This window comes from Mesorhizobium sp. UC74_2 (assembly GCF_042701485.1).
Lineage (GTDB): Bacteria > Pseudomonadota > Alphaproteobacteria > Rhizobiales > Rhizobiaceae > Mesorhizobium.
Genome location: NZ_CP170562.1, coordinates 1657626 through 1670980, shown reverse-complemented (window position 1 = coordinate 1670980; position 13355 = coordinate 1657626). Strand labels below are relative to the sequence as shown.

Sequence of the window (13355 nt, the reverse complement as noted above, 5' to 3'; positions counted from 1 at the left end):
TCTCAGCCAGCCCGTTCGATGCGGATCACCTGTGCCTTGTCGGTCAAGTGACCGTCCTTTGTGATGGCTTCAACCGCCTTGCGTACCGCCGCTTCCGTGGTCTCATGCGTGACCAGGATGACGGTCTTCTTGTCGACCGCCTCCGGCCCGACGGCGTGCTGGACGATAGATTCCAGTGAAATGTCGTTGTCTGCCATGCGCTTGGCCACGGAAGCGAACACACCGACGCGATCATGCACGGTTAGCCGAATGAAATAGCCCCCCGCATGGCTGCGCATCTGGGCCTTCTTGTAGGGTTTCAGCTCCTTGGCAGGACGGCCGAACACCGGTCCATGCTGGAAACCGGGGCGGCTCTTGGCAATGTCGGCGATGTCGCCGACGACGGCCGAAGCTGTGGCATTGCCACCGGCGCCGGGGCCGGACAGCAGCAGTTCGCCCAGTATGTCGGTCTCGATCGCCACGGCGTTGATGACACCGTGCACCTGCGCAATCACCGAGGCGGTCGGCACCATGGTCGGGTGCACGCGCTGCTCGATGCCGCTTTCGGTGCGCTGGGCAACGCCGAGCAGCTTGATGCGATAGCCGAGTTCGGCTGCGGCACGGATGTCGGCCTGGGTGATGTTGGAAATGCCCTCCAGATAGATGTCGTCGGCAGCGATCTTGTGGCCGAAGGCAAGACTGGTGAGGATAGCGAGCTTGTGCGCCGTGTCGTTGCCTTCGATATCGAAGGTCGGGTCGGCCTCGGCATAGCCAAGACGCTGTGCGTCCTTCAGGCATGCCTCGAAGGACAGGCCTTCGGCCTCCATACGGGTCAGGATATAGTTGCAGGTGCCGTTCAGGATGCCGAAGACGCGATTGACCGAATTGCCGGCCATCGCCTCGCGCATCGTCTTGATGACTGGAATGCCACCGGCCACCGCCGCTTCATAGTTCAGCAGCACGCCTTTCTTCTCGGCAATCTCGGCCAGCGCCACGCCATGCTTGGCAAGCAGTGCCTTGTTGGCGGTCACCACATGACGGCCGGCCTCGAGTGCTGCCCTGACGCTGTCGCGCGCTGGTCCCTCGTCGCCGCCGATCAGTTCGATGAACACGTCGATCTCGTTCGAGCGAGCAAGATCGACCGGGTTTTCGAACCAGGATACCTTGGCAAGGTCAACGCCGCGGTCCTTGTCGCGGCTGCGTGCCGAAACGGCGGTCACCGTAATGGTGCGACCGCACTGGCGGGTGAGTTCGGCAGCCTTTTCGGTGAGCACGCGCACAACCGAGGCACCAACGGTGCCGAGGCCGGCAATTCCAACACGCAAGGATTCAGCCATGATGGACGGCCCCTCTTTCTCGATCATTCAGGATGATTGGCGGCAGCGGTTCAGCGATGCGCCGCCAGCGGCACCACATTGTTGGGTTGCTTGGCGGTAGTCGCCAGGAACTTCTTGATGTTGCGAGCCGCCTGCCGGATGCGGTGCTCGTTCTCGACCAGAGCCAGGCGTACGTAATCGTCGCCATGCTCGCCAAAACCGATGCCCGGCGCCACCGCCACATCGGCGTGCTCGATCAGCAGCTTGGAGAATTCGAGCGAACCGAGATGCTTGAATGGCTCCGGAATAGGTGCCCAGGCAAACATCGTCGCCGCTGGCGCGGGGATGTCCCAGCCGGCACGGGCAAAAGCGTCGACCATCACGTCGCGGCGCTTGTGATAGATATCGCGCACTTCCTCGATGTCCGAGCCGTCTCCATTGAGCGCGGCGGTGGCAGCGACCTGGATCGGTGTGAACGCGCCGTAGTCGAGATAGGACTTCACGCGCGTCAGCGCCGCGATCAGGCGCTCATTGCCGACAGCAAAGCCCATGCGCCAGCCGGGCATGGAAAAGGTCTTCGACATGGAAGTGAATTCGACGGTGACGTCGATCGCACCCGGCACCTGCAGCACGGAGGGGGGCGGGTTGCCGTCGAAATAAATCTCCGAATAAGCCAGGTCCGACAATATGATGATGTCGTTCTTCTTCGCGAAAGCCACGACGTCCTTGTAGAAGTCGAGCGTCGCGACATAGGCCGTCGGATTGGACGGATAGTTGAGGATCAATGCCAGCGGCTTCGGGATCGAGTGGCGCACGCCCCGTTCCAGCGCCGGGATGAAACCGTCATTCGGCTCGGCCTGCAGTGAACGGATGACACCGCCCGACATGATGAAGCCGAACGCGTGGATCGGATAGGTCGGATCCGGACACAGCACCACATCGCCCGGCGCGGTGATTGCCTGCGCCATGTTGGCGAAGCCTTCCTTGGAGCCGAGCGTCGCCACCACCTGGGTATCGGGATTGAGCTTCACGCCAAAACGACGTGCATAATAATTGGCCTGGGCGCGTCGCAGGCCAGGGATGCCGCGCGAGGACGAGTAGCGATGCGTGCGTGGATCGCGCACCACTTCGCAGAGCTTGTCGACGATGGCCTGCGGGGTCGGGAGATCGGGATTGCCCATGCCCAGATCGATGATGTCGGCACCGCGTGACCGCGCGCTGGCCTTCAGGCGATTCACCTGCTCGAAGACGTAGGGTGGAAGACGGCGGACTTTGTGAAACTCTTCCATGTTCGTTCCGATCGAGAGGCGCTTTGGCGGCGCGCTATAGCCTTATTTGCAATTCGGGTCGAGAGCGGGGTCACACTTGGCCCCGATCTGCTTCAGGGCATTCTTGGCGTGGCTGGCCTTGAGCTTGTCGAGCTCGGCGGCATCCGCCGCGGCGGCTGGGTCGCCGGGATGGGCCTGCACATTGGACTTCGCAGCCGCCAGCTGCGCAAGCTTGGCGTTCTTCTCGTCTTCCGTGAACTGCGTAGCCGCATTTCGCGGCTTGATGTTCAGATTGGGGAATGTGCCAGTGTCTTTCGGACCGGTCACCGAACCACCGGACTGTACTGCCATCGAAGGGCCACTGCTCGAACTCGCGCAGCCAGCCATGGCAAGACCACCGGCGACAACGAGCGCCAGCGACAACCGTTCGGCACCGGCAACCAGAAGCTGACCAAAACGAATTGTCATACTACTTTCCCGCAATGGCCATTAAAGCTCACTTTCCCGTCACGGGAGAGCAAAAGCATCTTGGCTCCTATTCGACCTTGCATGATACTATGTCAAGAAATGCCTAGGGAGGAACCGCGCAAACCATGGCCGACAGACCCGATGCAGGCAAGACGGACACCCATGAACCGCCATCCGTCGAGCAGTATCTGGTAAAGGATCCAGAGCGTTTCGCGCTCAATCTCGCGCGCGTGGTTGAGCAGGCGGGCAAAGCTGCCTCGGCCTGGGCTGAACCGCGTGAACGCGGCGAGGTGCGCGACAGCGTTGCCGAGCCGATGGCCGACATGGTCAAGACCTTCTCCAAGCTCACCGAATATTGGCTGGCCGACCCCAAGCGGGCATTGGAGGCGCAAACCAGGCTGTTCGCGGGCTACATGAATGTCTGGGCCAGCGCCATCCACCGCGTTGGCGGCGTCGAGGACGACGCCACCGGCATCAAGCCAGAACGCGGCGACAAGCGCTTCCAGGACCCGGAATGGGGCAAGAACGCCTTCTTCGATTTTCTCAAGCAGGCCTATCTGGTCACCTCGCGCTGGGCATCTGACCTGGTCGAACATGCCGAAGGGCTGGACGAGCACACGCGTCACAAGGCCGGTTTCTACGTAAAGCAGGTGTCAAACGCGATCTCGCCGTCCAACTTCATTCTCACCAACCCGGAATTGTTCCGCGAAACCGTTTCGTCGCATGGGGAAAACCTGGTGCGGGGCATGAAGATGTTCGCCGAGGATATCGCCGCCGGCAAAGGCGACTTGAAACTGCGCCAGGCGGACTATTCGAAATTCGAGATCGGTCGCAACATCGCGGTTACGCCAGGCAAGGTCGTCGGACGCTCCGACGTTGCCGAGATCATCCAGTACAGCCCGGCAACCGAAACTGTCCTGAAACGACCATTGCTGATCTGCCCGCCATGGATCAACAAGTTCTACATCCTCGATCTCAATCCTGAGAAGTCATTCATCCGCTGGGCGGTGGAACAGGGCCACACGGTCTTCGTCATCTCCTGGATCAACCCGGATGAACGCCACGGCACCAAGAACTGGGAAGCATACATCCGTGAAGGGCTGCAATACGGCCTCGACGTCGTCGAGCAGGCGACTGGCGAACGCGGCGTCAACGCCATCGGCTATTGCGTCGGCGGCACGCTGCTGGCTGCGGCGCTCGCTCTCCTGGCACAGGAAGGCGACGATCGCGTCAAATCCGTCACCTTCTTCACCACGCAGGTCGACTTCACCTATGCCGGGGATCTCAAGGTCTTCGTCGATGAGGAACAGATTGCGGCACTCGAAATCGCCATGCGCGGCAAAGGCTTCCTCGACGGCACCAAGATGGCGACCGCCTTCAACATGCTTCGCTCGGGCGACCTGATCTGGCCCTATGTCGTCAACAATTATATGCGCGGCAAGGAGCCCCTTCCCTTCGACCTGCTTTACTGGAACGCCGATTCCACACGCATGGCAGCCGCCAACCATTCCTTCTATCTGCGCAATTGCTATCTCGAGAACAATCTTTCACGCGGCCAGATGGAGCTTGCCGGACACACGGTCTCGCTCTCCGACATCACAATTCCGGTTTACAATCTGGCCTCCAAGGAAGACCACATCGCACCGGCACGTTCGGTCTTTCTCGGCTGCCAGTATTTCGGCGGCGAAGTCGACTATGTGATGGCGGGCTCCGGTCATATCGCCGGTGTCGTCAATCCGCCTGCCCTCGGCAAATACCAGCATTGGACCGGCGGCAAGCCGGTTGGACGATTCGAGGACTGGATTGCCGCTGCGACGGAGAACCCAGGTTCCTGGTGGCCGCACTGGCAACGCTGGATCGAAGCGAAGGATGGCACGCGCGTGCCCCCTCGAATTCCGGGCAAGACCATGGAAACGCTGGGCGATGCCCCAGGCGACTACGTGAAGGTGCGAGTGTAACAATCTGTAATATGCGGTGAGTTGACCTGTCCGCCAAAGCGGGCGAAATGGTCACGTCAATCATCATTTTGACGCAAATCACGCAGGCTCGAACGATTTCAGAAGGAAGCTTGCGGATTTGTCACAGGTCTCGTTTCCGATTGCGGAAACTCGATCATTCGGCGGCGCTTCAGCGCCTGAGATGACGGTTCGTATCGGCTAGCGAGGGGGAATTTGGATTTGAGGGCAAACAGCTCGCGCTTCGCGAAAGGAGAACGCCGCGCCGTCATGGCCGCGTTGTGCGCGTTGCTGCTGGCTTCCTGCACCTCGACCGGTGCCCCTGACCTCGGCGTTGCCGATCCGAATTATGCGGCTTCCCAGGCCGGAACGAATCCAGCCGCGCCCACCGCGCAAAACACCACCGATCCGGCCCTCGCAGGCACGACGACACCTCAGACACTGATGACTGCCGAAGGCGATACCGCCTTGCCCGAGCAGATCGCCTATCTGCCCACGGCAAAGCCCGGCACGCCGGCATTCCCGCTGACGGCTCCTGCCGACGCGCAGGCGATCGCCGGCACCACTCCCCAGCAGTTGGTCGCACCGGAGCAGAGCGCCCAGGAGACGGCGGCTGCAGCTCAGCAGGTTGCGGCCGGAACCACCACCGTCCTGCCGCAGCAAGGCATCGCGGCAAGCCAGCGCGCGGCTGATCCGGCAGCCACGGCAACACAAGCAGCCGGCACGGCAACGCCTGAAATGAATCACCCGGTCTATGTGACCGCGGGCGAAATGCCCGTAGCACCGGCCAAACCTGAAAAGAAAGGCTTCCTCGCCTCGCTGTTCGGCTCATCGCCTGCCAAGGCGACGCCGGTTGCTGAGAAGCCGAAACCGATCGTGCCGACCGAGCAGGCTGAAGCCAGGCAGGCGATCATTCCTGAAGACAAGCCAGCCAAGCCGATCATCACGCTGGCTTCAGCCGAAGCCGGCCAGAAGCAGGCGATGCTCGCCTCCGTGGACGGTTCATCCGCCTTCAACAATCTGCCTGGCGTGCGCAAGACCGCACTCTTCGAGATCACGCGCCGCTCGGGTACCTACGATGACAGCGACGTCGACCTGAACGAGGACGATGACGGCCCCTATCAGGTGGCTTCCGCAGCCGGGATGGCACGCCTTGCTCCCAACGGCCTGCTCAAACAGACCGAAAGCGTGGATGTCGCCTGCCTCAAGCCATCGCTGGTACGCGTGCTGAAGCAGATTGAAGGACATTATCGCAAGAAGCTGATCGTGACTTCCGGCTATCGTGACCAGGCCCGCAATGTGCGTGCGCGCGGCGCCAAGAACTCGCTGCATATGTACTGCGCGGCAGCCGATATCCAGATCGCCGGTGTCAGCAAGTGGGATCTGGCGACTTATGTGCGCTCGCTGCCGGGGCGCGGCGGTGTCGGCACGTACTGCCACACAGAATCCGTGCATGTCGACGTTGGCCCCGAGCGCGACTGGAACTGGCGCTGCCGCCGTCGCGGTTAGGTCGACCTGGCGCGTTTCCGCTGCGCATTCCGGCCGGAACTGCCCTAGAAGAACTTTTTCAGAAACGCTGCCGCACTCTCAGAGAGGCCGACGATCTTGTTCGTCGCCTGGCGGTAGAACTTGAAATTGAGCTCGGTTCCTGGCCGGCCATCCTGCCAGTCTGTCAGATGCCTGAGTTCGCTGCGGCCGAGCGACCGCCTGGCAAGCGCGGTACGCCTGACGGTGATGCTGACGCGCGGCGTCTGTCGCTCGATGTCCGACTGCCTCGCAAGCGCTTCGGCCGACAGCACGATACCGCGCGCAACCAAGCCATTTCCGCCCTCGTTCTCGCTGGCGAACAGAAAAATGGTATCGCCGGCAGCAATGGCCTTGCCGCCATACATCGTCTTCTGCGCACTGAACGCAAAATGCTCTGCTTGCGGGTCGGCAATCTCGGTCTTGATCGCGAACGCCATATCATCCTCTCCCTCTGGAAAGGATAGCACGCTCGCAACGAAACGTTCAGACGCAGGCAATCCGGCGAAATCAGACGCCATCTGCCAAACAGCGCCAGACCTGCGGCCCTGGCCAGCGCGACGGAGGCCACATTGTCGGTCTGGCAGCGATATTGCGGATGGTAGCCCTGTTCATAGATGTACCTGGCAAGAGTGCGCACCGCCTTGCGCGCATGTCCCCGCCCGCGAAATTCGGCGAGGGTCAACACGCCGATATCTGCCAGCCGCGCATCATTCCGGCCATCGGCGCGCCAGGGATAGGCGCTGGCGGCGCTGACCAGTCGATCCTGCTGGAAGGAACCGAACACCGCCCAGTGATCGAGTTCGACAAAGGCGTCATCGAGGTCCTGTTCGGAGGCTGCCGCCCGGAAGTCTGAGAAGACGGCCTCGTCTCGTTGCGACAAGTGCCGAGCAACATCCTCGCTTTCCAGTGCAAGCTCGATCCGTCCCGATTCTCTGAAATAGAAAAGATAGTCGGCGCCGTGCAGACTGATTCCCGCCTTGTCCAGCTTCTGGTGGAAAACCGGCACCGAGAACCGCTGCCCTCGATCAAGGCCAGCCTTGTCGGCCAACGACGGCGTCACCGCCGCCAGGATCTTGCCTGCCGTCGTTTCCAGCACAGTCACTCTCTCATCCTCGTCGAGAGCAGGATTGATCGCGAGCAGAAAGGCGTCGTCGTCATGGAGCACGTCGCAACCTGCGAAAGGAAACCTCCAAAAATCAACAATATCTTGCGAAAACAATGGCATACTCCATATCCAACCGACTGCCGCATCGACCTTTGCCGCACACGCCCTGGCGGATTCGCGTTCGCGCGGAAAGTCACGTTCCCTCGCTGCGTCGGACAAGGCGGCAACAATGCGGCGCCAACCATGCCAGCGCTCCGACCTTTGCTGCGCCAGACCAATTTCGGGGCATCCACGCAGATCGGGGCGTGGAAACCCTGCAAATCCTGCTGTTTCGGGCCTGCTTCGAAAAGGTTGGAAAAAAATGCAAAAACCCGATTTTGACGGGTTGCCCGCCACGCACAACGCCACTATAAGCCGCCTTGGCTGCGCCCATCGTCTAGCGGTCAGGACACCGCCCTTTCACGGCGGTAACAGGGGTTCGATTCCCCTTGGGCGTACCAGTTTCTCCAAAGTACTTAGCGATATATCGCCGGAACACGGCAAGCATCCGTCGAGCAAGCGAATGCGCGCTTCCATCAACCTGATGCGATCGCCGCAAGAGAGCAACTCGAAGGCTTCATTGCGCATTCGAAGCCGCCCCGGATCTCCCGGAGACACCGATGGGCGCGCAATATCCGAAGCCGAGCCATCCCGCTCGATTTGGGTTTCGGAGGGATTGCCATTGGTACCTTCTGGTAACGCATCGGTGTTAGCCTTGGAACGCTGAGTGATGTTGGGGAGTATCACTGTGAGTAATCCAGGACACGAAATTCGGGGGTATGACCCGTCACCTTCACCGTTCTACAAATTTGCTTTGATCGTGTTTTCGGCGGGAGCTGCGGTGACCGCGGCGCTGGAGTGGGTGCTTCCCGCTCTGAATTAGGGCGTCAGAAGAGCCGCGGACAGGTGGCGATATTCAAGCTGCTGGCCGATGACAGGACTGTGTCGACAGCACCCGGCGAAGCTAGCCGAGGCTTCCGAGATTGCCTGCCAGCACGATGAGATCCGCCTGTCGGCTGGCGCCGGTCTTGGCGAAGATCGCACGCAGATGCGCACGTGCCGTTTCGTAGGAGATCGACTTTTGTTCGGCAATCTGCCGCAACCGCAAGCCTTGGCCGAGCAGTGCGGCGACTTCGGCCTCGGTGCGTGTCAGCCCGAAGGTCTGGCGTAAAAGTCGCGGCTCGGCCGTGTTGCGCCGCTCCGGGTCCTCCAGGAGGCAAACCCCGACGGATGGTGAGAAAAAGTCTGGCAGGCTGCCGCCCAACCGCTGGATGCGCATTGCCAGCGGCCGCTTTCCCTCCCTCGCTATCAGGATCGGGCCGTCAGAACCGTCGGGACGCAACCACGATTCGGTGAGTACGGAGCGCATCCGTTCTCGGATAAGCTTCGTCTCTTCGGAACGACGCGAGCGCAGTTCTCCTTTGCTGACCTGCAGCTCGCCCCCCAGCAACCGGCTGGCGGTGTCGTTTGCACTCGTCACCTTACCGAAGCGGTCGAAAAAGATGGCCGCCACATCCGCCATCTCGAAAGCGTCCATCATGCCGGTGATTCGATGCTGCATGGCGCTGCGCATCAGCGTCGATGCCATGGTAAGACGATCACGCATCGCACGCAGCACCGCGACCTCCTCATCGCTGAAGAAGTCGTCGGTGAGTTTGCGATGCAGCGTCATGACCAGCATGTCCTCAGGTCGCGAAAAGGCCACCATGCACGAGCGCCCAATACCGTGCTTGGCGTGGAAGCGGTAATAGGGATGATTTTCAAAATCATCACGCGACGTGTATTCTGGATCGCAGGCGGTGCCTTGCCGCAGAAGGAAGGGCACACCACGCAGCCGCCATTCGTTCGCATACCAGCCGTTGTTGAAATAGTCCTCGAAAGCTCTCCCGAGGCTTTCGGTCGATACGATCAGCCCCGGTGCTCGCTCTGCCACCGGAATGATGTTGACACCATGCGAGCCTGTCGCCTGGGCGATACCATCGACCACCTCCTGCCAAAGCGACGGAATGAGCGTTGCTTCCACAACCTTGTCGAGGGCAAGGTCGAGCCCCTTGAGGTCCATATCCAAATCCCGAGCCCCCCAGCTCGCATAACCCTTAGATCATTGCAGAGACGCTGATGGGAGTACAACGGAAAAGCTTGGCGTCTGTTCCGGGGAGTACCAAAGGATGAGACCCGGCGGGGCTCAGGTGCTGACGCCCAGCTCCACAAGCCGCTCCACGCAGGACTCCTCGGCCTGGTCGAGTTCAGCCAGTGTCTCTTCAAGGTCTCGACGCTTCTGGCGCAGCGAATCCCGCTTTTCCTCGATGCGCTTGATCATCAGCTTGAGCTGCCCGACTTCGCCGGGCGGCTCCTTGTACATCTGGATGATTTCGCGAATCTCGGCGATGGCGAACCCTAGCCGCTTGCCGCGCAGGATCTGACGGATGAGATGGCGGTCGGAGGGGCGAAACAGACGCGTACGCCCGCGCCGCACCGGAGCAACCAGCCCTTCGTCTTCGTAAAATCGCAGCGTGCGCGTCGAAATATCGAATTCGCGCGTCAGTTCGGTGATCGTGTAGTATTCCCGCATAGTCACTCCGGGCGCTTGCGCCGTTGTCCGTCGTGCCACTCCTCGCAGACGAATGATGCGAGAATCGAACAGCATGCGGGTTCCATTGAAGCTTCGCACGGCATTTACGTAAAAGTCAATTGCAGGCAAAAATCCTCAATTGTTTCTGTAACTCAGCGGCTTGAATGCTCTTTGCCCTCGCTCACAGCAGATTGCTGCGAGCGAAGTGCGAGCCAGGCCAGTTCGCTAGCGCCCCGGAATGGCACTCACCCCAGATGCAGCCACCAGCTGGCGAAACTCAGGAAAGCCAGGAAACCGATCACGTCGGTGATCATCGTGGTGAAAATCGATGACGAGATCGCGGGGTCTGCTCCGAACTTGTCGAGAAAAAGCGGGATCAGGATGCCGCCGAGGGATGCGGCCAGCATATTGACGATCATCGCCGCCGCAATGACGAGGCCGAGATCCACATTCTGGAACCAGGTGCCTGCGACCAGCCCAAGCAAGGTCGCGATGATGGCCCCGTTGAGCAGCCCGACCAGCACTTCGCGGCGAATGACGCGACCAGCATTGTAGATGTCGAGATCGCGGGTCGCGAGCGCCCGCACCGTCACAGTCATGGTCTGTGTACCGGCATTGCCACCAAGCGAAGCAACGATGGGCATCAGCGCGGCCAGCGCCACCATCTCCTCGATGGTGGCACCAAACATGCTGATGACCGATGCCGAAAGGAAAGCGGTGCAGAGATTGACCAGCAGCCACGGCACGCGCGAACGCGAGGTCGCCGCCACCGTGTCGGACAGTTCTTCGTCACCGACACCGCCCATGCGCAGAAGATCTTCCTCGGCCTCCTGCTGGATGACATCGACGACATCGTCGATGGTCAGCACGCCGACCAGCCGTTCATTCTCGTCAACGACCGCAGCAGACAGAAGGTCGTATTGTTCGAACTCGCGTGCCGCCTCTTCCTGGTCCATCGTCGCCGGAATGGCGTGGCGGGTCTCGTGCATTATCTCCTCGACCTTGACCGCGCGCTTGGCGCGCAGCACCTGGTCGAGCCCGACAGCGCCGAGCAGCTTGAATGTCGCGTCGATGACGAAGATCTCGGAAAAGCGGTCAGGCAGATCCTTGTCCTCGCGCATGTAGTCGATGGTCTGTCCGACAGTCCAGAACGGCGGTACGGCGACGAACTCGGTCTGCATGCGCCGGCCGGCGCTTTCTTCCGGATAGTCGAGAGCACGCCGCAGCCGAATGCGCTCGGTGAACGGCAGCTGCGACAGGATCTCGTCCTGGTCCTCCTGGTCGAGGTCCTCCAGGATGTAGACGGCGTCGTCTGAATCGAGCTCCTGCACAGCCTGCGCGATCTGCGCGTTGGGCAGGTTGTCGACGATGTCGAGGCGGATCGCCTCGTCGACCTCGGTCAGCGCCGAGAAGTCGAAATCGGAGCCGAGAAGGTCAACGAGAGCCCTGCGTTGTTCGGGCAGCAGCGCTTCCAGCAGATCGCCGACTTCCGATTGGTGCAGATCGCCCACTTCCCGCTTGAGGGCGAGGATGTCGCGGTCGGCGATGGCTGCACCGATATGGGCGACGAAGGGCGCACGGATGACGCCGTCCTCGCCGTATATTTCGGCGTGAACCGGCTCGGCCTCGTTGCGCTCTTCACCTTGCATGATTTCCCCGCGACCGGTTTGAAGGGAAAGGGTCAGTGCCGGTGTAGAACAAGACGCCGCCGGATTGAAGCCGTTTGAACGCCGGAAAAGTGTGCCAATCCAGGCTTCCGCGAGCAGCCAGCTCCGGTTGGCAAAAACTCTTTGCCGGAAGTGCGATTATTGCTTGAGATGGCCTTGTTTCACCGGAAACGATTTGCTACACGCCGCGGGCCGGTCCACTCCGGCTCCTACCACGTGCGGTCGTGGCGGAATTGGTAGACGCGCAGCGTTGAGGTCGCTGTGGGGCAACCCGTGGAAGTTCGAGTCTTCTCGACCGCACCATTCGCCTGACAGGCGATTCTCATTGATTGATTTTCATCTGAAAATCTCAGGTCGCGCCTTTACATACAGTCGGGGACGACGTTTCAGGCAGGCATCGTCGGCGCGAACCTTGTGATATCCGCAGCTCGACCGGACGGCGAATGCCAGCCCCTTTCCCAAACTTGCGAGATTTCCCGGACGGCTGGGACAATCGCCGGAACTGGACGTCGGCGCGGATTGACGCCATATGATGTCCAGCCTTTCCGTGAGCACCATGACCGAACGCAGCCAGATAGCCACGACGTTCCTGCCTTTTGCCGGCTCCGCGCCGGTGGAGTGGCGCATCGAGCCCGGTCTTGTCGACTACACACGCGCGCTCGACGTCATGGAGGCGCGCGCCGAGGCGATTCGCGTGGGCACTGCGGGCGAGATGATCTGGCTGGTCGAACATCCCCCGCTCTACACCGCCGGCACCAGTGCGCAGTCAGGCGACCTGATCGACCCGGAGCGCTTCCCGGTGTTCAAAGCCGGACGTGGTGGCGAATACACCTATCATGGTCCTGGCCAGCGGGTCGCCTATGTGATGCTGGATCTCAAGCGCCGGCGCGAAGACGTACGCGCCTTTGTTGCAGCCCTTGAGCAGTGGATCATCGCAACCCTTGCCGCCTTCAACGTCAAGGGAGAGCGGCGGGAAGACCGCGTCGGCGTCTGGGTGGTGCGACCCGACCGACCAAAATCATTCGACGGCGCCCCGGCTGAAGACAAGATCGCGGCGATCGGCATCCGCCTGCGCAAATGGGTGTCTTTCCACGGCATCGCCATCAATGTCGAACCGGACCTCTCGCATTTCGGTGGCATCGTTCCTTGCGGTGTCACCGATCATGGCGTCACCTCGCTGGTTGATCTTGGCCTGCCGGTGACAATGGCTGATCTCGACGTCGCCCTGAAGGCAGGCTTCGAGACCGTATTCGGGCCTGCTGAGGCACCCGAAGTCGAGTTGCAGCGCAAGGCAGGCTGAAGCCCTGTAGAGTTGGAGATCAAGGCAAAGTCCTGCAAACTCCGCCTCTACGACCTGAGAAGGTTCCCATCGTCGCCCTGGAAGCAGCGAGGTAGGAACAAGCGCGTTGCGATCCCCGCAAGCGTACGAGCGATACACCGCGCCTAGACTTCATGAATG

General features: G+C 61.0%; 11 protein-coding genes, 2 tRNA genes and 1 pseudogene. 6 read left to right on the top strand and 8 right to left on the bottom strand.

The annotated features are described in order from the left end of the window. Positions 1-2 precede the first annotated feature (2 nt). From ACFJIU_RS08055 to ACFJIU_RS08045, 3 genes are read right to left on the bottom strand one after another with little or no spacing between them, the layout of a single operon-like run. The gene (locus ACFJIU_RS08055) at positions 3-1316 is read right to left on the bottom strand and encodes a homoserine dehydrogenase (RefSeq protein ID WP_379069694.1); all 1314 of its coding nucleotides are present in this window, start codon (positions 1314-1316) and stop codon (positions 3-5) included. 50 nt (positions 1317-1366) lie between these two features. Further along, on the bottom strand, positions 1367-2584 hold the full coding sequence (locus ACFJIU_RS08050) for an LL-diaminopimelate aminotransferase (protein ID WP_379069686.1): 1218 nt from the start codon (positions 2582-2584) through the stop codon (positions 1367-1369). 42 nt (positions 2585-2626) lie between these two features. Further along, complete coding sequence (locus ACFJIU_RS08045) at positions 2627-3031, bottom strand: hypothetical protein (protein WP_379069682.1); 405 nt, start codon at positions 3029-3031, stop codon at positions 2627-2629. Between the two features lie 125 nt (positions 3032-3156). On the opposite strand from ACFJIU_RS08045, the gene phaC reads away from it, so the two are divergent. Continuing rightward, positions 3157-4989, top strand: a complete 1833-nt coding sequence (gene phaC, locus ACFJIU_RS08040) for a class I poly(R)-hydroxyalkanoic acid synthase (RefSeq protein ID WP_379069679.1) — start codon at positions 3157-3159, stop codon at positions 4987-4989. 267 nt (positions 4990-5256) lie between these two features. Continuing rightward, positions 5257-6495, top strand: a complete 1239-nt coding sequence (locus ACFJIU_RS08035) for a YcbK family protein (RefSeq protein ID WP_379069676.1) — start codon at positions 5257-5259, stop codon at positions 6493-6495. Between the two features lie 44 nt (positions 6496-6539). On the opposite strand, the gene ACFJIU_RS08030 is transcribed toward ACFJIU_RS08035, so the two are convergent. Continuing rightward, entirely contained in the window at positions 6540-6950 is a 411-nt protein-coding gene (locus tag ACFJIU_RS08030) for a hypothetical protein (RefSeq protein ID WP_379069674.1), read from the bottom strand. A gap of 155 nt (positions 6951-7105) precedes the next feature. Continuing rightward, a pseudogene (locus ACFJIU_RS08025) lies at positions 7106-7393 on the bottom strand (GNAT family N-acetyltransferase); the annotation flags it as partial. Here ACFJIU_RS08025 and ACFJIU_RS08020 point away from each other — a divergent pair. Continuing rightward, positions 7394-7999, top strand: coding sequence for a hypothetical protein (locus ACFJIU_RS08020; RefSeq protein ID WP_379073289.1), 606 nt, complete (start codon positions 7394-7396; stop codon positions 7997-7999). A 44-nt stretch (positions 8000-8043) separates the two neighbouring features. Continuing rightward, positions 8044-8118 (top strand) — tRNA-Glu (locus ACFJIU_RS08015). A gap of 503 nt (positions 8119-8621) precedes the next feature. Here the strand turns inward: ACFJIU_RS08015 and ACFJIU_RS08010 are convergent. From ACFJIU_RS08010 to mgtE, 3 genes are all read right to left on the bottom strand, one after another. After that, positions 8622-9719 carry a helix-turn-helix transcriptional regulator gene (locus ACFJIU_RS08010; protein ID WP_379069671.1) on the bottom strand — a complete coding sequence of 366 codons (1098 nt, stop codon included), beginning with the start codon at positions 9717-9719 and terminating at the stop codon, positions 8622-8624. A 123-nt stretch (positions 9720-9842) separates the two neighbouring features. Then, positions 9843-10229, bottom strand: coding sequence for a MerR family DNA-binding transcriptional regulator (locus ACFJIU_RS08005; protein WP_054308087.1), 387 nt, complete (start codon positions 10227-10229; stop codon positions 9843-9845). Between the two features lie 245 nt (positions 10230-10474). After that, on the bottom strand, positions 10475-11878 hold the full coding sequence (gene mgtE / locus ACFJIU_RS08000; protein WP_379069669.1) for a magnesium transporter: 1404 nt from the start codon (positions 11876-11878) through the stop codon (positions 10475-10477). A 236-nt stretch (positions 11879-12114) separates the two neighbouring features. Here mgtE and ACFJIU_RS07995 point away from each other — a divergent pair. Together ACFJIU_RS07995 and lipB are read left to right on the top strand one after the other, a co-directional pair. Further along, positions 12115-12199: transfer RNA gene (locus tag ACFJIU_RS07995), tRNA-Leu, on the top strand. A gap of 253 nt (positions 12200-12452) precedes the next feature. Further along, a complete protein-coding gene (lipB, locus tag ACFJIU_RS07990) occupies positions 12453-13196 on the top strand; it encodes a lipoyl(octanoyl) transferase LipB (protein ID WP_379073002.1) in 744 nt (247 codons plus the stop codon). Positions 13197-13355 lie beyond the last annotated feature (159 nt).